Origin of the sequence: Hafnia sp. CBA7124 (assembly GCF_002355555.1) — a bacterium.
GTDB classification, from domain to species: Bacteria; Pseudomonadota; Gammaproteobacteria; order Enterobacterales; family Enterobacteriaceae; genus Hafnia; species Hafnia alvei.
In genome coordinates, this window is record NZ_AP017469.1 from 2,353,532 (window position 1) to 2,372,878 (window position 19,347).

The window sequence follows — 19,347 nt, forward strand, 5'->3', positions numbered from 1 at the left end:
TAGTTGAATGCACATCGCATTTAGTGGCTGCGATATATCAGACTTTATGTATTTCTATTATTTTACTTATAAAACAATTGCGAGTGTAAATTAAACATTCGTTGATACGTCAGGGATAAAAAATGATTAAACATCATGTGGCGAAAAAAATTGTATTAGCAGTGGCATTGGGTTGTGCTTCTTTCTCCTCGCTCGCAGAAATCACGCTTTTAGAGCAAGATCCGCAGGCTGGCGATCCACTTAGCCGCTTGAAGTTTCAGGTTGGCGGTAGTATTCGTCCGCAGTTCATTGATGAAATGGGCAACAGCGATAAAGGCTCTTATAAACGCAACGGTTATGACGGCGGAACGCGTTTTCGTTTCTCCGCTGATTATTACCTGTTCGATGATGTTAGCCTGATTGGTTACTACGAATTAGGTGTGAATGTCCCAGCGCTGTTTAACTGGGATAATCACTATGCCGATGGCGCAGCAAACACCGATCGCCGCATGCTGTTCGGAGGTTTGAAAAGTGCAACGTGGGGTACTCTAACCTACGGTAAGCAAAATAGTATCTACTACACCGTTGTTGGCGCGAAAACGGATATCTGGGACTTCGATATGCAGGCTCAGGCTCCAGGTAACGGTTATAACGGCAACTATGATGGCTCATACCGCAGCTACAATCTGGTCCAATATAAAAATACCTTTGGCCCCGTTGATCTGTATGTGGGCGGTGTTTTACACGATGACTCCCACCCTGCCGGTGTAAATAACGGCAACCCGCTGCGTTATCAACGTAAAGGCGGCGGCGCATTGGGTGTGGATTACCACATCACCGATGAGCTAACTTGGGGTACCGCGTACAGCTATATCCAACAAAGCATCAAGCAAAATAACGGTGCGGATAGTGGCAAAAACGATAATGGCCAACAGTTACTGGGTTCTGGTTTAAGCTGGAAACCTGACAATTGGACTCTGGCAGCATCTGCCGGTTGGTATCGTAATTTCTTAATGACCGGTGTTAAAAACCGTCATGATTACTTTGCTGGAAATGGCTACGGCGTTGAATATTATGCGGGTTATACTTTCCCTATCAGCCAATATCTGGTGAAAAATATTACACCTTATTATGCTGGTGACCGCCTGAAATTTAACACTGGTCGTGATTATCAGAGCAACCATCAGACGCTGGGTATTTCCACCAAGTTTGATTATGGCTTCCAGATCGACGTCGAACATGTATTCACAAATACCACAGACAATAAAAGTGATCTGAATCTAGTTCGTCTGCGTTACGACTTCTAAGTTAAATCAATTTAATTACTCAAGCACCTAAATCCTATTTAGGTGCTTTTTTAAACAAAACCCTAATCTAATCTCACATCTTATCAAGATTATTTGCCGCGTTATTGAACGCCTTTGCTAGAGAGGCATCAGTCCCTTTCAACGTAATTGAATTCATATAAGCCAACCATTTTACATGTACATCATTAAGCGCAGCTAACTGGACAGAACCTGTCGTTACGCTTTGGACTCGGCTAACCTGGGGCTGTACGATATCTATGGATGCTTGGCGTATTTCACTGCTGCAGGACTCAATTTTCGCTTTCTCACTGGCATCTGTAGTTTGCTGTGCCCATTGTGCCGCCACGACGTTTTTACGTTCCGCATCAACACCCAACTTGCGCATGTTCACTAGCAGATCTGACGTAGACTCGATTATAGGATAATGACTTGCCGCAGGGATATCGCAGGAGAAATAGCTCTTAAATGGCGATTGACCCTCGCTGCTTGCACACCCTGCCAATAATAGCGAACTCAAACATAGGGTAAGAATCTTTTTCATCCGATAGACCTCGTTATTTTTTTGTTGTTCGATAATAGCAAGACAACGAGATAACGCATATCGACGAGAGATAAAATGGCATTTCATGGATAACATGTGGCGTAAAAAAAGCCGCATCAGCGGCTTTTAAACATAACGCGAACCGATGACCCAATTATTTTTGTGGAATAATGAGCATCTGCCCAGAATAGATTTTATCTGGATGCGACAGCATCGGTTTATTGGCTTCAAAAATGCGCATGTAATCATTGGCGTTGCCATACTGTGCTTTAGCAATCGCACTCAGCGTATCACCTGCTTTAACCGTATAAAAATGGCTCTCCACACCAGACTGTGCAGCCGCGAGCTGATCGTCTACTTTGCTGATACCTGCAACATTACCAATAGCAACCAAGATCTTCTCTTTCAGTTCCTGGCTTACGCCTTCACCTGAAACCGTGGCAGTACCATCATCAGCAACTTTTACGTCGACTTTATCTGCTCCTGGTAAACCAAGCTTATTGATATGCTCTTTGAGTTTATCATCACGATTCCCACTAACCGCGTCCCAAAGCTTTTCTCCCGCATCTTTAACGAAACTTAGCAAACCCATTTAGACCTCCAATAACCTATGCCCAACCCAAATTGGCGAGCACAATTGATATCGTTGATAAATTTAATCCTATTAAGCTTAGCAGAATATCTAAGATAATCGGTTTTCAGACACCATTCGATTTGTCATTTTCACGTGCCAAAATTGTAAAGCAAATAATTAGCTTTAATAACAATAAATTAAAGTCTGAATTCAAACCATTTTCTCAGAGGGTGAACCCGATCACGCTTCACATTGAAGCATCGCGTTATGGTACTTAAACCGCAGGTCATGAAGGAGTCAAATGAAGAAGTTGATTTCATTAGTGTTGGTTGTTGCTTCAAGCACAATGTCGGCCACCGCGATGGCTTACCCGGCGGAAACCCACCCAAATGGCGGGACGGGATAACACCTAATGGTGGCTCTATTCCAAACTCAATTTATCTCTAGAATCAAGGCCTCATTCGAGGCCTTGGTTTTTTCACCTAAGACTCAACGGTCTGCGATGCCACTGGCCGCAAGAAAAGCAGAATGACGATAATACCCAGTGCAGAGCATGCTGCGCCAACGGCAAATACCGATGAATAGCCCAGCGTGGTTGCCAAAATACCTGTTAATGGCCCAGCGATAGCGTAGGAAACATCCTGAAAAGCAGCATACCCGCCCATCGCGGTGCCTCGTACATGAACCGGTACTCTTTTTACGACTTCAACACCCAAGGCGGGGAACATTAACGAGCACCCGGCTCCCGTTAAAGCAGCACCGATAAGAGCTAAAATGGAGGTGCTTGCTAAATAAATTAGAACCAGCCCGATGGTTTCAACAACTAGAGATGCAATAGCGACCTTCATTCCCCCCATTCGGTCTGGCAACTGGCCAAACAATACTCGCATTAATACAAAAGAGAGCCCGAAGCTGGTGAGCGCTAATCCCGCATGTGCCCAACCGTGAGAGCTAAATAATAGCGAAATGAACGTGCCAATAACGGCAAAACCGACACCTTGCAGCGCCAGAGCCACACCCGGCTGCCAAATTTTACCCAGCATCCGCCACATAGGAATACGTTGCCCAGCATGAGGCGCAACGGGCTTGACTTTAAAATTAATCAAAATAGCAACAAGCGGTAAAATAAGCGTAGAAATGCCTAATGCAGCAAATCCCCAATATTGATTCAGCAGCAAACCAAGTGGCGCACCTGCCGCAAGAGCACCGTAAATGGCCATGCCCGTCCATGACATGACTTTACCTGAGCGGGATGGTCCTAATAGACCTAAACCCCAGGTCAAATTTCCTGTTAAAAGCTGGCTTTCACCAAAACCTAATACCAATCGTCCAACCAAAAGAATGACAAATTTGGTCATGGCATCAACCGGCAACAATGCAGCCAATAGATAAGCGACGCCCGCCAACGAGCAGGCCAGCATTCCTTGGAGCGTAGAGCGCTTAGCGCCCTGCTGATCGGCCAGCCGTCCCGCATAACCGCGAGTAAGTACCGTTGCAAGAAACTGCATTCCCACAGCGATCCCCACCATGGTATTACTCATGCCTAATTGGTTATGCACATATAAGGGGATAACCGGTAAAGGTAATCCTACCGTGAGATAAGTAAGAAAAACGGCTGACGTCAAAGGAAACAGCGCATGATTTGCTTTGGGGGTACTAATAAAATGAGATTGAGACATACAAGTGCTAACTCCAAAAGCAAGGAGAAGCTAAAAAGAAACGCCTTCTCCCCTGCATAAATAACAAACAGGATTAAATGCGTTGGATGACGTGAACGCTTACGCACAGATATTGGCTATCAGTGTTGAACTGGAGCTTAGTGAGATTTGAAATTTATGTCAATTAAACCGTGATCTGGAGCACAGAAAACGACCAAGTAACTAATATACAAAATAAAGCGGCCCTAAAAGGCCGCCTGACAAACGCGAATTTATTAACATCATCGAGATTTATTTTTGAGGATTGGTGTCATATTCAGAGCAAGACTGATAGCCCTTATTGAGAACCTTTCCGGTATCATCAAAACTAACAAAATAGTTTTGTGGTTTTTTATCTGTTCCACTAATCAGGTAGGTACTACAGGTACCGCGAGCATTAACCATTGTAATACTGGTTGCCGGCTGGCCGGCAATATCAACAACCTGTTGCTTAGTCATGCCAACTTTAACGTCTTTAACTACAGGTTCGGTAACATAACTTGCCGCACGGTCGTAGGTACTACAGGCAGATAATGCCAAAGCCGTCGTCAGTGCGGCGATCCCCATAACAGCTGATTTTGTATATTTCATTTTCTCTTTCCTTGTAGCTATTGTGTTCTATAAGCCTAGGAGAAGAATGAGCATTATTCAAACCCATCGCTTTTTTTTACTTAAGTTTGCCCGCTTTTTAAGATTGATCCGAAAGTCATTTTATCGATTAAATATCGTCCTAATCCGCGATTCTTAGCCATACTTTAGCCATTGGCTTCAAAGCCATGCACGGTATACTGTCCCAACGAAGTATTAAGTTTCCTTACTATTTACCGAATTTGGAGTCACATCATGGGATTATTAGATAACCTAGGCGGTATTTTAGGTGGCCAAGGTGGAAACGCCGATCACGTTAAAGCCATCTTAGCTTGGGTCGAACAGCAAGGCGGTATCAGTGCGTTAGTTGAAAAATTTCAAAGCCAAGGGCTCGGCAGTATCGTTGAGTCATGGATTAGTAGCGGTAACAACCAACCCATTTCCGGCCAACAAATCGAGAATGTGTTTAGCATTGAATCCATCACCTCGCTTGCAAGCTCTCTAGGTATTAACACCGACAGTGCATCACAACTGTTGGCAACCTATTTACCTAAACTGGTTGATGGCCTTTCACCTAACGGTGAAATTCCACAAGGAGGATCATTGGTCAGTGCAGGATTAGATGTGTTGAAAGGTAAATTCTTTAGCTAAAGAAAAACATTACCTTGCCGCTTATACGGCAAGGTAATCGAGAAGAAAATAATGCTTCACGATTACATCGTTATTATATGGTTCAGCTTATTTTACTTTTACCCGGTAACTTTAGCCATTACAGGTCTTATCATTTTTTTAGTATGGCCGAAGAGAAAGCAAGTAATAATTAAAATACTGCTATTAACTCTCACCATCTTTATTCTTTTGGTTACCTATAACGCGATGGAACGACATGTTCTAGGGTAACACGGCGTAATCAAAATGCGTCAAACGCAGGCTTTAGCCGCTTCCAGCAGGGCTTGCTGGCTGTTGCCGCGCGATGTTAGATAGATTTCCACATCAGACTGATTGTCGCTTATTGTTTGGATTTTTGCCGATGCCATTTCGCCTTGCCCATCTAAATAGCTAGCAATAGTATGCGTATTATTATTGTTATAATAACGTGTGGCCGGATTAATATCAGACCATTTTTTATTTAGGCACTGAGAATAGATACCCGCAGCTCGGCTTATTTTTAAATCCATGACCTGATGCTTATTTGCTGTAATAGATTCAGGACTACTGCATCCAGCCAATGCGAATAAAATCGCGGCAGTCAATATGGTTCTCATTGGTTAATTCCCCTTCTGTTGGCTGAGATCATACACTGCGTGAATAGCTCGCGTGTTGCCGTTAGTGTGATCGATATCACGCACTATCCCGGCTTTGATAAAAAGCCTCAAGGAGAAAAGTCTTAAAGGAAGAGTTTGAGTGTTTCCATGCGAAAGCTAAACCATGGAAACACTCAGCAAAGGAGTTCTTAGTGATAGTTAATCACTAAATGCCCCAGATTGGGGTGACCATCGATGGGTTTCAAATGAACATCAGCCACATTAGTGGGCAAACTAACTTTATCACCGCTTTTTAACACTCTGTGGGCACGTTCTAGGTAATCACCATCTCTGTAGCATGATGAATGGAAACCTTTGCCGTTGGGTGTAATGTCACAGGTTGACTCTACGATCGAACCTACGAAACGAATTGTGCCCTTGTTAGCGGCGTATACTGGCGCATGCAGGGCAAGCAACAATGCTATCCCGCCTACCCATGCTCTATTCCTAAGCATATGTAACCTCCATTTATTATTCACCTTAAGAATACAAATTAAAGAGAAAGATAAACTTGATTTACATCAGCTGAATATTCCGCATGGCACTATTTTAATAGTTTGAAATGTCAATTACCGTAAAATAGTTGCAATAAAATAAAAATATTTTTTAGAAATTACATGCAACTGTTTAATTAACCTAACAAAACCAACAAATAGCAGCATTTTACTCATCAATCGCAGCATCCATCAGAAACTCTGAACTGAGTTCAAAACCTAGTCATTGGCGCTGCAAAAATCCGAATTAGAAAAGCAATATCCAACCCATTAAGCATTCATCATATGAATATGTTAGGATCATGCCTGAAAGTAAGGAAATAGAAGTCATGATTAAGCAATTTTATTTTTGGATGGTCGTTGGTTGTGGGTTGTTCTTGTTCATGTCCGGCTTTGTGATGAGATCAACGTTCGAAGGCGCAATGGGTGCATTATTGATTTTGTATAAAACGGTGATGGACTAACGGTTCTACCCATCATTTGGATGGGTAGTGATTCGGGGCGCAATTTACAAATCGTTAAGCGGAGTTTGTTGCTGACAGAGATAGCCATAGAGCGCATTCACGTCATTCTGCTGGCAAAGGCGAGTTCCTTTATTTAGGGTTGCGGCACTCCCCGCAGCAACGCCATATCTAACAATATCCAGTAAATCAGCCTGCTGTGACAATTTAAGCACCATCGCTCCTACCATGCTGTCACCTGCGCCAACGGTGCTTTTCATTTTTACCGGCGGTGGAACAACCTGAACCCAATGATGCTGCCCAACCGCCAGCGCTCCCTGAGCACCCAGCGAAACCACTACGTATTTTGATTTTCCAGCCGCGACAATAGACTGTGCCGCTTCGAGCACGGCGCTAGGTTCTGCCAGTAAATCTTTGCCACTGAGCTCAGACAGCTCTTTTTGATTCGGTTTCACCAGCAATAGATTGCCTACTTCTAAACCCGCCATCAACGCACGACCAGAACTATCAAGAACGCATTGGATATGTTTATTTTGTGCCTGACGCAAGAGTATCTGAAGCTCTTCAGTGGTGACGCCTTCAGGCAGACTTCCGCTGATAACCAGAATAGATCCCTCAGGAATACCTAGTACGCACTCGCGTAAACGGTCAAATTCCTGTGGCGTCAATTTCGCACCAGGCATAACGAAGCGGTACTGCTCTCCGGTTATCTCTGTGTGCACATGCATGTTTTGTCGAGTCCATGCCTGTGTTGTCACCGTTTGAATAGCCACTTGTTCTTGCTCAAGCAATTCGGCTAAATGCTGCCCCGTTGGACCGCCGGCGGGAAAGATGGCATTTGCCTCTCCACCAAGGTGGGCTATCGCACGAGCCACATTGATTCCGCCACCACCGGGTTCATAAACCGGCTCTGAGCAACGTAATTTGCCATCAGGATAGAGTTTGGCCGTTGTGGTGGAGCTATCAAGCGAAGGAGCTAGCGTCAGCGTAAATATCGGTGTCATAACATCTCCTCGTTATATGTATGCTTTTCTCAGCCTACCACTTCACCCCATGTATTCATTGTTTTAGTTCATTAAAGGATCTTTCCAGCCGAGCTAAACGATCATTCGATACACTGTTCTTCGGCTACTCACGGACAGCCCTGAACGATATGATTATTTTATAGGCAATTAATACAAGATAAGCCGATCTTGATCGTGTCACAAAAAAGTCATACTGCAATGTTATTGATATTGGTGCTATAACAAAGAGGTCAGCTCCGTGCTGACAGACACATATTTTGACGGATTTATGTATTACGGAGCCTGTATGAAGCGAATCATTAAAGGCGATACAAACTTCTCTCACCTCGTTGTCGCGCATGCAGCGATCGATCAGCATGCCAAAGCCTATGGCCTTGCCCGTCAAGGGTGGCCTTCTACTTACCATATTAAATATCGAGATAAACTCATCGCGGTGGAAGTTGTGACCCGCCGTCAATCCTACGTTGCCACCGTTATGGTTGGCGCTCGAAGTTTAACCAAACTATGCGGTATGCCAGCCGCTGCATAAATCACTTCCGGTGGTACTCTGGCAAGTGCCACCTTACTCAGACCATAAAACAAAGAAGCGGCTTTACGCCGCCTCTTATCGTTAACTATACAAACAATATCCCTGCTGACTACTGACAAAGCTGACGCGCGTGCTTAATAAAAGGCGCAACGCTCATCTTTTGCCCCGGATGATTCGGATCGTCCAGCAAAATCGTCTCTAACGGTAATGCAGCCATCTTCTTGGCTTTCACCAAGTTATTTGCCTTCTCATCTAAAGGATACTGCGCCAGCGTGCTTGCATTGATGACAAACAATGCCTGATTTTTCGTACACTGTAGCTGCACTTCTTCTTTTACGAAGGCCCACTGGCTACCAAATTGCGCTTTACTTACCGTCTCCACGGTACGTGCCGCTAATGCATCCGCAGATAAAAAACCGCCAGCCAACGTCAATAATCCTGTCAGTAATACACTTTTTTTCATCACGAAGTTCCACTATCGTCCAATCATAAACTGTCGTTATCTTATTCTAAATGGGTGGCTGAGTTGCGAAAAAACTCACCGTAAACAGTACCAATAGGGCCAATATCCATTCAACCATGGCATTGCCCGCCAGTTGCGTTAATGCCCGTTGCCGATTTTGCCCCATGCTCCGCACCACGTAGTAGCGGTTATAAAGCGCAATCGCGATCATCGTCGCCACCAATAGGATCTTCAACCACAACCCACGCTGATAGATAGAGTCGAACGCCAGCGGCCAGCGACCTAGAATCCACGCCGCATTGCCTATTCCCGTGACTATTACCAGAGCCACCGCAAGATGTCCCCAACGTGAATAACGAATAACCGCCTGCATCGCAAAGGCTTTGTCGGTGCTTGAGAGTTGTCGTACGCAAAGCCAGAACGGCAACAAACCACCAAACCAAAAACCACCGCTCAGCAGGTGAATACCATTATTAGCCCGGTGTGCGATACCGCTGATACCCTGCTCCGCCGATGCATGGCCTGTGTGAGCCAAGGTTATCAGCAATAGTGCAGAAAAAAATATGAATGAAAAACGGCGAATATTTAGTTCGAATAAAGGCGTTATCAGCAACAAGGAGGAAAATATCAGTTGTAACCGCCACGCTTCGCCAAATGTTGTTTGCATTACAGCAAGCCAAATTTCCGGGCTGAAAAAGTCTTGCCAGCCATCGCCCATCAGGCCAGCTTGTAACGCCACCATAAGCCAAGAGCTAAAAGCGCAAAGCGCTAAACTCACACTTAATAACATTCGGGTTTGTATTTCTAAGCTACGCCGAAGCATGGGTGGAGCGATCCACCCAACAAAAAGAGCCAAGCCAAAAATTTGTAACGCACTGGCAAAATGAACCCAACGGCACAAAACATAGAGAGCCGTGATACTCATAATCAGCCTTATTTAACAGAGAAGGTATACTGGCCCTTGGTTTTATGTCCATCGACGGAAACAACGTTCCAACTCACCGCGTATTCGCCTTTGTTTAAGGGCTGGGTGAAAGGAACGGAAACATGGGTTTTATCATTTCCCGCTACGGATAACTTGCCTGTTGCAATGGGTTGGTTTTCAGGCCCTACAACCTTCACTTTGCTAAACCCCGTTTCAATACCTTCACTAAAAACGAACGTCAGCTCAGAAGGCGCACTCACTTGGCTTTTGGCCGCCGGAGTTTGATCGGTGAGATGCGCATGAGCAAATACCTGCGGCGAAACGGCCAGCAGCAGCGCGGCACCGATACCAGATAGATGAAATTGAGCCGTTTTAAGCATTTTCATAGAGTCGCATTCCTTTTATAAGTCGCAGGTAAGCGCATTGGTGACGTTCGCAATCAGATTTGGGCTTTCAGGCAAAGTCACCAAATACGCTAGCATATTGATTTTTATCTTACATTTTCCTCTCACGTATTGCCATGAAGTCAGCAACAAAATCACAACCGGATATTCACGTTTTTCTACTATGCGATAAACGACTTACTGACATACTTTTCCTATTCGTCGCCATCGATTAATAAAACCATATAAATCATTATGTTGAACTATCTATACAAAATGTCGCTTGCAAGTTTGGGCGTAGAGAGCTTTAGTTAACAGGCATACCAACCTAACTACGGTTAAGAGAGGCCAAAATGAGTAAGGGAATGGATAGCAAAAAGAATGCGAAGAAAAAACCGTTGAAGAGCCCTGCAGAGAAACGCGCGGAAAAGAGAGCAAAACGCGCACATCCAGATGGTGATTAATCAGTAAACGTATTTCGTATCTTAAACCCGCCGTCGGCGGGTTTTTTATTGCCTAAATTATGCCATCAGCACAGAAAACACGAATCGGGAAAATCCGCAGTTCGACAACAATATCGTTACAGTATTTCGATGTTCATCCCCTTCGTTATTTATGTCTTGGATACTCGAATAGAACGTTTAGCAACCAATAAGCGTTCTCGATATCGACATATCAGCTATATTTTTCCTCTTGATTATTTTCACCCAAGATGGTCGTCATGCCGTGTCATATTTAAATGTCACACTGCTTAAAATTTATCAATTCTTGATTATATGTGCTGTTTATTTCTTTAAGCATGAATGGTCAAAGAAAGATTTTGTTCGGCAGAAGAAATGAACATAGTCGAATTACGGCGAGGGATATATGGCGGAATGGCACAAATAGCTAAAAACTTATTTATGAACGGCATTATTTGACAAGTAATTTCTTATTATAGCCTATCTTCAGACTTTTTCCATAATAGAGTAAGTGGACGTTACACTTACAACAAAACCATTCAATGTGTTGATAAGTAAGGGTTTTATTAAACGCACAGCTAAAAAAAACCGAACCTTAAATAAAGGTTCGGTGTAAAAAGAATCTTAAGACACAGTAAAAAAATGCAGTAACAATGATGAGATTTAATTATACATCATATTCTTCATTGTAATTTGCAATTTGTGTGGTCAGCGATTTCTTATAAATCAGGCAAGAATATTCGAATGATGAATTATCACTTAAGGGTATCTTTTTTCGAGAGAAAATGAGGATCCCAACCTGAGTTTTGTATATTTATCTTTGCTTCATTTACATTTCAATACATTTAATTACCATAAAAAATAAATAAACGTCGCATAGGCACTTTTTATTTATAGCGCATTAAACATATTATTAAGCTATGCTTGTACCGTGAACTTTGACTGATGGAACGCACTTAAGTTCACATAGCGAGTGTAAAAAAACATAAATAAGCAGTGGCACATATAACTGACCTTGGCCGGTCAAAAAACTAAGAAGGAATATCATAGTGAAACGTAATCTGCTGGCAGTAATCATCCCTGCACTTTTAGTTGCAGGCGCAGCAAACGCTGCAGAAATCTACAACAAAGACGGCAACAAGCTGGATCTGTTCGGTAAATTAGATGGCCTGCACTACTTCTCAGACGACAACGGTTCAGACGGCGATCAGTCTTACGTTCGTTTCGGCTTCAAAGGTGAAACTCAGATTAACGACCAGCTGACCGGCTATGGCCAGTGGGAATATCAAGCAAACCTGAACCATGCAGAAAGCCAGGATAACAACAACTTTACCCGTGTTGGCTTCGCTGGTTTGAAATTTGCTGAGTTCGGTTCTTTGGATTATGGCCGTAACTACGGTGTGATCTATGATGTTGGTTCTTGGACTGACGTGCTGCCAGAGTTCGGTGGCGATACCTACGGTGCGGACAACTTCCTGTTCCAACGTGGTAACGGCATGCTGACCTACCGTAACACCGACTTCTTCGGTCTGGTTGACGGCCTGAACTTTGCTCTGCAGTATCAAGGCAAAAACGATAGCCCAGAAGAATCCAACAATGGCCGTTCAGTTCAGGGCCAAAACGGTGACGGCTACGGTATGTCTCTGTCCTACGATCTGGGCTGGGGCGTTAGCGCAGCAGCTGCATACTCTTCATCTGACCGCACCAACGAACAGAACCGTATGCAGTATGGTCATGGCGATAAAGCAGACATCTACACTGGTGGTCTGAAATATGACGCTAACAACGTTTATTTAGCCGCTATGTATACTCAGGCTTATAACGCTAACCGTTTCGGTGATTTCTCTGCAAGCGGCCCAGATGCAGTTTACGGCTTTGCTAACAAATCCCAGAACATTGAAATCGTTGCACAGTACCAGTTCGACTTCGGTCTGCGTCCATCCGTTGCTTACCTGCAATCAAAAGGTAAAGACATCGGCAACGGTTACGGCGACCAGGATCTGGTTAAATACGTTGATGTCGGCGCGACTTACTACTTCAACAAAAACATGTCTACCTACGTTGATTACAAAATCAACCTGCTGGATGACAACCGCTTCACTAACAACGCTGGCATCAACACTGATGACATCGTAGCACTGGGTGTTGTTTACCAGTTCTAATTCGTTAATTAACGAATCAAGCTATATGTGAATGCATAAAGGGGCCTTAGGGCCCCTTTCTTGTTTCTCGCCAACACACATTACAATTTATCAAATTCGCTGTCTGGTGCCATCTCAAGCGCTAGTGCGGTCAACGCACTTTTGTTCGTAATAATGTATCCTGCTTTCTGCTTAATCAGCACCCCATCCTGCGTGAATTGAGCGATCACATACAGCAGGTGACGATATGAAACGCCCATATACTCCGCCACAGAAGTATGCTTTTCGCGATACACATCACAATGCTGAGTTAATAAAATAAACGCGGCCAAGCGATTAATCAGTGGGAATGATTGGTTTTGCGTCAGCGAAATAATATTGCGATAATTTTTTTACTGAGCGCAACGCAAAGATTACGTAAAAAAGTGGCGTCGTTTAAAAGCGGAGCACGAAACTGTTTTATTGGTAAAGCGAGGCACCAACACGCCTCGATAGCCTGAACGGCGCGTGGCTCGTGATCCATATCGACCAGCTCAATTTCTCCAATAAAACAAGGCGCTGCAAAGAAATCGATCAACGACACGCGACCATTCGCCAGCGTTGAATACAGCTTAGCCCTCCCCTGTGCAAGGTAGAACAGATAGCTCGGAGGATGACCTTCTTTGACAATAAAATCACCTGCCAGCACATGGAACAGCTTTGTATTACCCACAACATCAATAGAAAAATTTTGGCTATAGCCCGTAGCCTCCAGCAGTTGCTGTTTCAGGCTCGTGTCCAAGACTTCCTTCATCGCTATCCCCCGATATGAGATTTCTCATATTTAATATACGTTTTCCATTGTTATGCTTCAAACGCTGCGAATAAACATACCTGAACTTATTAAATTGATAATAAATTATTTTTAATACAAAAGAGGATATAACAATGAAAAAAAGAAAAATCATACTCGATTGCGACCCAGGCCATGATGATGCCATTGCTATTATGCTAGCAGCAAGACATCCAGCCATCGATTTACTTGGAATAACCATTGTTGCCGGAAACCAAACGCTAAATAAAACGCTCGTCAATGGATTAAACGTGTGTCAGAAACTAGATATTAACGTACCTATTCATGCCGGTATGCCAAAGCCCATTATGCGTGAGCAAATTGTAGCTGACAATATCCATGGTGAGAGCGGATTGGACGGGCCAAAATTTGCACCATTAGTTCGTAAAGCCGAAAGCAAGCATGCTATTCAATATATTATTGACACGCTAATGAACAGCGATGGTGACATAACATTAGTTCCCGTTGGCCCATTAACCAATATTGCCGTTGCCATGCGTATGCAACCGGCTATTTTGCCAAAAATTCGTGAGATTGTATTAATGGGTGGTGCCTATGGCACAGGGAATTTTACACCTTCAGCCGAGTTTAATATTTATGCCGACCCAGAGGCCGCACGCGTAGTATTTACCTCTGGAGTTCCGCTGGTCATGATGGGTTTAGATTTAACCAACCAAACGACCTGTACTGCAGACGTCATTTCCAGAATGAAAAAAGTGGGTGGCCCGGCAGGTGAATTATTCAGCGACATCATGAGCTTTACGCTTAAAACACAATATGAGAATTATGGTTTGGCTGGCGGCCCCGTGCACGATGCAACCTGCATTGGCTATCTCATCAATCCTGACGCCATCAAAATGCAGGATATGTATGTTGAAATCGATGTGAACAACGGCCCATGCTACGGACGTACCGTGTGTGATGAACTTGGCGTAACCGGAAAACAGCCTAATACCAAGGTTGGCATGACCATTGATACCAAATGGTTCTGGGACTTAGTAGAAGAGTGCGTTCGGATGTATATTTAACCCATGCTGATGAGTCATTTTTGAGGCATGTATTATACCGGCAATACTCAAAGCAATATTTTTATTAAGCCATATTCGCACACCAGCACGTCTGGCTTACGTAAGTTTTTCGAGATGAATTTGTTTTTCTCAATATAACTTAAGTTGCTTTTGGCATACGGCATATAAATACTTTGTCCATCTAATCTTAATAGGCAACATATTGTTGCCTATTAAGATCAGTCATACCATAAGACGTTTATAAAAGGTATTCATAATGGATACGATGAGAAGCATTCTAGGTATGGTGGTACTGTTAGTCATTGCTTTTTTGCTATCAGTAAATAAAAAGAACATTAGTATTCGCACCGTTGGCGCGGCGCTAATATTACAAATATTGATCGGCGGCGCAATACTCTATTTCCCACCTGGAAAATGGTTAGCAGAGCAGGCTGCATTCGGCATACATAAAGTCATGCTTTATAGCGATGCGGGTAGTGCATTTATTTTCGGCTCATTAGTTGGGCCAAAAATGGATAAACTGTTTGACGGCTCTGGTTTTATTTTTGCCTTTCGTGTCTTGCCAGCGATTATTTTTATCACTGCGTTAGTCAGTCTGCTTTATTATATTGGCGTAATGGGAATATTAATTCGCATCTTAGGCGGAATTTTCCAGAAAGCACTTAACATTAGTAAAATCGAGTCATTCGTCGCCGTAACAACTATTTTTCTTGGACAAAATGAAACACCTGCGATTGTAAAGCCGTTTATTGACCGCCTAAATCGCAATGAACTGTTTACCGTCATTTGTAGCGGTATGGCCTCCATCGCCGGCTCGACGATGATTGGCTATGCCGGATTAGGCGTACCAATTGATTACCTTCTGGCGGCATCTTTGATGGCGATCCCCGGAGGTATTTTGTTTGCTCGTATTCTAAGCCCCGCAACAGAAGCCTCTCAGATCGACTTTGATAATCTTTCATTTACTGAAACACCGCCCAAAAGCTTTATTGAAGCTATCGCAGCAGGCGCCATTGCTGGGATGAAAATTGCCGCCGGAGTAGCAACGGTCGTCATGGCGTTTGTGGCTATTATTGCACTCATCAACGGCATTATTGGCGGAGTTGGTAGCTGGTTTGGCTTTGACCATGTCACGCTCGAAGGTATCTTTGGTTATATGTTAGCGCCGCTTGCATGGCTGATGGGTGTCGATTGGGGAGATGCATCGCTTGCAGGAAGTCTGATCGGACAGAAATTGGCAATCAACGAGTTTGTTGCCTATCTCAGTTTCTCCCCTTACCTGCAAGCCGGTAGCATGTTGGATACTAAGACTATTGCCATCGTCTCGTTTGCACTGTGTGGTTTTGCAAACTTTGGTTCCATTGGCGTAGTTGTAGGCGCATTTTCAGCAATTGCACCACAGCGTGCATCTGAAATTGCTCAGTTGGGACTTCGTGCGCTGGCTGCAGCCACCCTTTCGAACTTAATGAGTGCCACCATTGCAGGTTTCTTTATTGGTTTTGCTTAAACGATAACGCGCCAGACTAAGCTGGCGCGTTGTTCATTTATTTTGTACTGCGCTACGTAAACTGCGTAGAACGATACCAAGCGGTATCAAATCACCCGCGTTGACTGGCCTAATACAGCGCCCCTATCGTCTAACAATCGACATGAGGAAATTCAGCAAGGCCTCGTTGACCCACTCGGGCTGTTCAAGCGTGCAAATATGTCCTGCCTGAGGGACAACAAGCTGCTTACAATTCAACATTTCAGCCATCAGATAGCCTTCTAATGGTGGTCTTGGTGCGTCTTGCTCACCGGTGATTACCAGCGCAGGCATCTTGAGCTCTTCCAGCAGCGGGCAGCTATCACCGCGACCAAAGATCATGCGGCCAAGCGGCACAATACTTTGGCGTAAAACGGATTCGGATAGATTGCTTAGATGCTCAGCTAGTGCCTCCAGCAGATGGGGCTCGGGTTCGCGGCAGAAAAACATGGGTGCGATTTGTTCAACTAACACTGCAGGTACTTTTCCCGCTGCATCAATCGCATTTAGCATGGCGTCATATTTCTTGAATGTGACTTCAGGCTCCAATCCAACAAAGGTATCCATCAATACCAGCGCGCGCACGCGGTCGGGAACCATCGCGGCTAACTCTACGCCCCACATTCCGCCTACCGACAGCCCAACGACGGCAAATTCATTGATATCCAGTGCATCCATCAGAGCCAAGTGATCGCTGGCTAAATCTTTCAGAGAACGTCGTGACTCCGGCAGTGGATCGGACTTTCCATGCCCCCATAAATCTGGCGCTATGACGCGAAAATGCTGGCTCAGCGCCTCTATTTGTGGCGCCCACATGTTGGAGTCAAACATATAACTATGACCAAGAAGCAGAGCAAAACCTTCACCGCGATCGATATAGTGCATTTGACGGTCGTTTACTTGGATAAAAGGCATTCGGGATCCTTGCGAATAGAAGAAAAATACAAAAAAACCTATGCCGTAAGCGATATCACGCTCACAAGCATAGGTCTTAAAATCTACTGATGAATACCGGCTAATGCCAGAATAAAGGCATATTCTAATGCAATATCTTCATAGGCTTTGAAGCGCCCTGATTTGCCACCATGCCCAGCATCCATATCCGTGTAGAGTAGAAGCTGGTTGTCATCCGTTTTCATCTCACGCAGTTTCGCCACCCATTTCGCAGGTTCCCAGTATTGCACCTGAGAATCATGTAGCCCAGTGGTCACCAACATATGTGGGTAATCCTGCGCTTTCACCTGGTCATAAGGGCTGTACTGCTTGATATAGTGGTAGTACTCAGCATCATTCGGATTGCCCCATTCGTCATATTCGCCCGTTGTCAGCGGAATAGATTCATCAAGCATCGTGGTCACGACATCGACAAATGGCACCTGAGCCACGATACCGTGATACAACTGAGGAGCCTGATTCACAATCGCTCCCATCAGCAATCCCCCAGCACTGCCACCCATGGCGTAAACCTGTTTGGCATCGGCATATTTCTCATCAACGAGGTATTGAGTCACGCTAATAAAATCGCTAAAGGTGTTTTGCTTATGAAGCAATTTTCCATCGTCATACCACTGTTGCCCAAGATCCGCGCCGCCGCGAATATGGGCAAGAGCAAATACAAACCCGCGGTCAAGCAAGCTTAAGCGGCTAACACTGAAAGCAGGATCCATGCTGCTTCCGTAGGAACCATAACCATAGACCAATACAGGGTTGTGCCCAGCACGGAAAAGATCCTGTCGATAGACGATGGAAACCGGCACCTTCACGCCGTCGTGAGCCACCACCCATAACCGCTCGCTGCGATAAGCACCAGCATCAAAGTTTTTTACTTCTTGCTGCTTAAGCAACGTACGCTCACCCGTGTCCATATTGATTTGGAATACGGAGCTGGGCGTAGTCATTGAAGAATAGCCGTAGCGTAGTAGCTCGGTATCTGGTTCTGGGTTAAACGACAGCCACGTCATATAGGTTGGATCATCGAAACGAATATGTTTCTCTTCACCGGTTTGCCAATTTATCTGACGCAGATTAGTTAATCCCTGCTCCCGCTCCTCAACCACCAGCCAATCTTTAAACAGGCTAAAGCCTTCAAGCATCACATCGTCGCGCGCGGCAATAATAGCCTGCCAGGTCTGTTCCTGACTTGAGGTAGATTGATAAAGACCGAAATTTTTCCCATCTTTATTAGACCGGATATAAAAGGTATCGCGGTAGTGATCCAAACTATATTCATGGTCGCGGCGACGCGCTGAAAATATCTCTGGATTAGCATTAGTATCGTCAGCATCCAACAGCAAGATTTCAGAGGTTGTGGTGCTCGAAATATGAATCAGAATATATTTGTTAGAGATGGTCTTCTCTAAGCCAACGTAGAAAGTATCGTCAGACTCTTCATAGATCAGTTGGTCTTCAGCAACCGGTGTTCCTAAACGATGGCGATAGACCTGGTAAGGCAGCAGCGTTTGAGGATGTTTACGTACGTAATAGATTGTGGTGGAGTCGTTAGTCCACTCAAAGTGCCCCGCCGTATTGTCCAGAACTTCGTCGTACCAGCTGTTGTCGCTCAGACGTTTAATGCGAATGTCATACTGACGCCGAGAGAGAAAGTCCTCAGCGATAGCCATCAGTTGATTATCAGGGCTAACTTCAATGCCACCTAAAGCGTAGAAATCATGTCCCTCAGCGCGCTCATTGCTGTCGACGAGCAATTCCCAGGCGCTATTATCTGTCGCATCAGCCTTTTGTCTAACATACAGCGCATATTCCTGTTCAGGTTTATATCGCGACTGATATCGGTAGCCGTTACGTTGATAAGGCACAGATTCGTCTTCTTGAGGAATACGCTCAACCATTTCATTAAACAGTTGCTCTCGAAGTTCTTCTTCACCGCGCATGCACGCCTGAGTATAGGCATTCTCAGCTTCAAGATAACTCAGAACCGCTTCGTTGCTGCGTTCATCGTCACGCAGCCAATAGTAATTATCGATTCGTGTATCGCCATGCATTTCCATGACGTGCGGGTGTTTTGCTGCAATCGGTGCTTTCTTCATTATCTACGCTTACCGCCTGTAATCTGATGCATGTAACTTAGAA

The 19,347-nt window shown here is 44.5% G+C and carries 18 protein-coding genes and 1 pseudogene; 7 read left to right on the top strand and 12 right to left on the bottom strand.

Annotation, left to right across the window (positions count from 1 at the left end; translation table 11 throughout):
* The first annotated feature begins 137 nt into the window (after positions 1-137).
* Positions 138-1,286 (top strand): porin, encoded by a 1,149-nt coding sequence (locus CPY98_RS10815; RefSeq protein ID WP_025801083.1) that lies wholly within the window; start codon positions 138-140, stop codon positions 1,284-1,286.
* 73 nt (positions 1,287-1,359) lie between these two features.
* Here the strand turns inward: CPY98_RS10815 and CPY98_RS10820 are convergent, their stop codons facing one another.
* The 4 genes from CPY98_RS10820 to osmE form a co-directional block, all read right to left on the bottom strand.
* A complete protein-coding gene (locus CPY98_RS10820; RefSeq protein ID WP_096387652.1) occupies positions 1,360-1,827 on the bottom strand; it encodes a hypothetical protein in 468 nt (155 codons plus the stop codon).
* Positions 1,828-1,981: 154 nt separating this feature from the next.
* The gene (gene lysM / locus CPY98_RS10825) at positions 1,982-2,419 is read right to left on the bottom strand and encodes a peptidoglycan-binding protein LysM (RefSeq protein ID WP_096387654.1); all 438 of its coding nucleotides are present in this window, start codon (positions 2,417-2,419) and stop codon (positions 1,982-1,984) included.
* A 464-nt stretch (positions 2,420-2,883) separates the two neighbouring features.
* Complete coding sequence (locus CPY98_RS10830; protein ID WP_096387656.1) at positions 2,884-4,080, bottom strand: MFS transporter; 1,197 nt, start codon at positions 4,078-4,080, stop codon at positions 2,884-2,886.
* A 270-nt stretch (positions 4,081-4,350) separates the two neighbouring features.
* Entirely contained in the window at positions 4,351-4,689 is a 339-nt protein-coding gene (gene osmE, locus CPY98_RS10835) for an osmotically-inducible lipoprotein OsmE (protein ID WP_046449249.1), read from the bottom strand.
* Positions 4,690-4,941: 252 nt separating this feature from the next.
* On the opposite strand from osmE, the gene CPY98_RS10840 reads away from it, so the two are divergent.
* Positions 4,942-5,337 (top strand): YidB family protein, encoded by a 396-nt coding sequence (locus tag CPY98_RS10840; protein WP_096387658.1) that lies wholly within the window; start codon positions 4,942-4,944, stop codon positions 5,335-5,337.
* A 269-nt stretch (positions 5,338-5,606) separates the two neighbouring features.
* On the opposite strand, the gene CPY98_RS10850 is transcribed toward CPY98_RS10840, so the two are convergent.
* Complete coding sequence (locus CPY98_RS10850) at positions 5,607-5,951, bottom strand: RNA helicase (protein ID WP_025796763.1); 345 nt, start codon at positions 5,949-5,951, stop codon at positions 5,607-5,609.
* An 862-nt stretch (positions 5,952-6,813) separates the two neighbouring features.
* Here CPY98_RS10850 and CPY98_RS21070 point away from each other — a divergent pair.
* Positions 6,814-6,948: a hypothetical protein gene (locus CPY98_RS21070; protein ID WP_255407687.1), complete on the top strand. Its 135-nt coding sequence runs from the start codon at positions 6,814-6,816 to the stop codon at positions 6,946-6,948.
* 44 nt (positions 6,949-6,992) lie between these two features.
* On the opposite strand, the gene pfkB is transcribed toward CPY98_RS21070, so the two are convergent.
* Positions 6,993-7,949 (bottom strand): 6-phosphofructokinase II, encoded by a 957-nt coding sequence (gene pfkB / locus CPY98_RS10860; RefSeq protein ID WP_046449248.1) that lies wholly within the window; start codon positions 7,947-7,949, stop codon positions 6,993-6,995.
* Positions 7,950-8,256: 307 nt separating this feature from the next.
* Between pfkB and CPY98_RS10865 the strand changes: the two genes are divergently transcribed.
* Positions 8,257-8,499: a DUF4060 family protein gene (locus CPY98_RS10865; RefSeq protein WP_008813610.1), complete on the top strand. Its 243-nt coding sequence runs from the start codon at positions 8,257-8,259 to the stop codon at positions 8,497-8,499.
* 109 nt (positions 8,500-8,608) lie between these two features.
* On the opposite strand, the gene CPY98_RS10870 is transcribed toward CPY98_RS10865, so the two are convergent.
* Genes CPY98_RS10870 through copC form a run of 3 tightly spaced genes read right to left on the bottom strand, consistent with a single transcriptional unit; the run spans position 8,609 to position 10,273 of the window.
* A complete protein-coding gene (locus CPY98_RS10870) occupies positions 8,609-8,962 on the bottom strand; it encodes a YebY family protein (protein ID WP_043493293.1) in 354 nt (117 codons plus the stop codon).
* Positions 8,963-9,008: 46 nt separating this feature from the next.
* Positions 9,009-9,887: a copper homeostasis membrane protein CopD gene (gene copD, locus CPY98_RS10875; RefSeq protein WP_096387662.1), complete on the bottom strand. Its 879-nt coding sequence runs from the start codon at positions 9,885-9,887 to the stop codon at positions 9,009-9,011.
* Positions 9,888-9,895: 8 nt separating this feature from the next.
* Positions 9,896-10,273, bottom strand: a complete 378-nt coding sequence (copC, locus tag CPY98_RS10880; RefSeq protein ID WP_043493296.1) for a copper homeostasis periplasmic binding protein CopC — start codon at positions 10,271-10,273, stop codon at positions 9,896-9,898.
* Between the two features lie 1,507 nt (positions 10,274-11,780).
* Between copC and ompC the strand changes: the two genes are divergently transcribed.
* Positions 11,781-12,893 (top strand): porin OmpC, encoded by a 1,113-nt coding sequence (gene ompC, locus CPY98_RS10885; RefSeq protein ID WP_043493298.1) that lies wholly within the window; start codon positions 11,781-11,783, stop codon positions 12,891-12,893.
* 80 nt (positions 12,894-12,973) lie between these two features.
* On the opposite strand, the pseudogene yeiL reads toward ompC, so the two are convergent.
* Positions 12,974-13,665: pseudogene (gene yeiL / locus CPY98_RS10890) on the bottom strand (transcriptional regulator YeiL).
* A gap of 134 nt (positions 13,666-13,799) precedes the next feature.
* Here yeiL and rihB point away from each other — a divergent pair.
* Positions 13,800-14,732 (top strand): ribosylpyrimidine nucleosidase, encoded by a 933-nt coding sequence (gene rihB / locus CPY98_RS10895; protein ID WP_096387664.1) that lies wholly within the window; start codon positions 13,800-13,802, stop codon positions 14,730-14,732.
* 256 nt (positions 14,733-14,988) lie between these two features.
* Positions 14,989-16,239 carry a NupC/NupG family nucleoside CNT transporter gene (locus CPY98_RS10900; protein ID WP_096387666.1) on the top strand — a complete coding sequence of 417 codons (1,251 nt, stop codon included), beginning with the start codon at positions 14,989-14,991 and terminating at the stop codon, positions 16,237-16,239.
* 123 nt (positions 16,240-16,362) lie between these two features.
* Here CPY98_RS10900 and CPY98_RS10905 read toward each other — a convergent pair whose 3' ends face one another.
* Together CPY98_RS10905 and CPY98_RS10910 are read right to left on the bottom strand one after the other, a co-directional pair.
* Positions 16,363-17,172 (bottom strand): alpha/beta fold hydrolase, encoded by an 810-nt coding sequence (locus CPY98_RS10905; RefSeq protein WP_096387668.1) that lies wholly within the window; start codon positions 17,170-17,172, stop codon positions 16,363-16,365.
* A gap of 83 nt (positions 17,173-17,255) precedes the next feature.
* On the bottom strand, positions 17,256-19,304 hold the full coding sequence (locus tag CPY98_RS10910; RefSeq protein ID WP_025796784.1) for a S9 family peptidase: 2,049 nt from the start codon (positions 19,302-19,304) through the stop codon (positions 17,256-17,258).
* Positions 19,305-19,347: the final 43 nt, after the last annotated feature.

What these genes read in the sequence shown, in the direction of transcription:
- osmE (WP_046449249.1), bottom strand. Translation starts at nt 4,689, where the DNA reads ATGAAATATACAAAATCAGCTGTTATGGGGATCGCCGCACTGACGACG.
- rihB (WP_096387664.1), top strand. Translation starts at nt 13,800, where the DNA reads ATGAAAAAAAGAAAAATCATACTCGATTGCGACCCAGGCCATGATGAT.
- CPY98_RS10870 (WP_043493293.1), bottom strand. Translation starts at nt 8,962, where the DNA reads ATGAAAAAAAGTGTATTACTGACAGGATTATTGACGTTGGCTGGCGGT.
- CPY98_RS10850 (WP_025796763.1), bottom strand. Translation starts at nt 5,951, where the DNA reads ATGAGAACCATATTGACTGCCGCGATTTTATTCGCATTGGCTGGATGC.
- copC (WP_043493296.1), bottom strand. Translation starts at nt 10,273, where the DNA reads ATGAAAATGCTTAAAACGGCTCAATTTCATCTATCTGGTATCGGTGCC.
- CPY98_RS10830 (WP_096387656.1), bottom strand. Translation starts at nt 4,080, where the DNA reads ATGTCTCAATCTCATTTTATTAGTACCCCCAAAGCAAATCATGCGCTG.
- CPY98_RS21070 (WP_255407687.1), top strand. Translation starts at nt 6,814, where the DNA reads ATGATTAAGCAATTTTATTTTTGGATGGTCGTTGGTTGTGGGTTGTTC.
- CPY98_RS10820 (WP_096387652.1), bottom strand. Translation starts at nt 1,827, where the DNA reads ATGAAAAAGATTCTTACCCTATGTTTGAGTTCGCTATTATTGGCAGGG.
- pfkB (WP_046449248.1), bottom strand. Translation starts at nt 7,949, where the DNA reads ATGACACCGATATTTACGCTGACGCTAGCTCCTTCGCTTGATAGCTCC.
- CPY98_RS10840 (WP_096387658.1), top strand. Translation starts at nt 4,942, where the DNA reads ATGGGATTATTAGATAACCTAGGCGGTATTTTAGGTGGCCAAGGTGGA.
- CPY98_RS10865 (WP_008813610.1), top strand. Translation starts at nt 8,257, where the DNA reads ATGAAGCGAATCATTAAAGGCGATACAAACTTCTCTCACCTCGTTGTC.
- CPY98_RS10910 (WP_025796784.1), bottom strand. Translation starts at nt 19,304, where the DNA reads ATGAAGAAAGCACCGATTGCAGCAAAACACCCGCACGTCATGGAAATG.
- CPY98_RS10900 (WP_096387666.1), top strand. Translation starts at nt 14,989, where the DNA reads ATGGATACGATGAGAAGCATTCTAGGTATGGTGGTACTGTTAGTCATT.
- CPY98_RS10905 (WP_096387668.1), bottom strand. Translation starts at nt 17,172, where the DNA reads ATGCCTTTTATCCAAGTAAACGACCGTCAAATGCACTATATCGATCGC.
- lysM (WP_096387654.1), bottom strand. Translation starts at nt 2,419, where the DNA reads ATGGGTTTGCTAAGTTTCGTTAAAGATGCGGGAGAAAAGCTTTGGGAC.
- copD (WP_096387662.1), bottom strand. Translation starts at nt 9,887, where the DNA reads ATGAGTATCACGGCTCTCTATGTTTTGTGCCGTTGGGTTCATTTTGCC.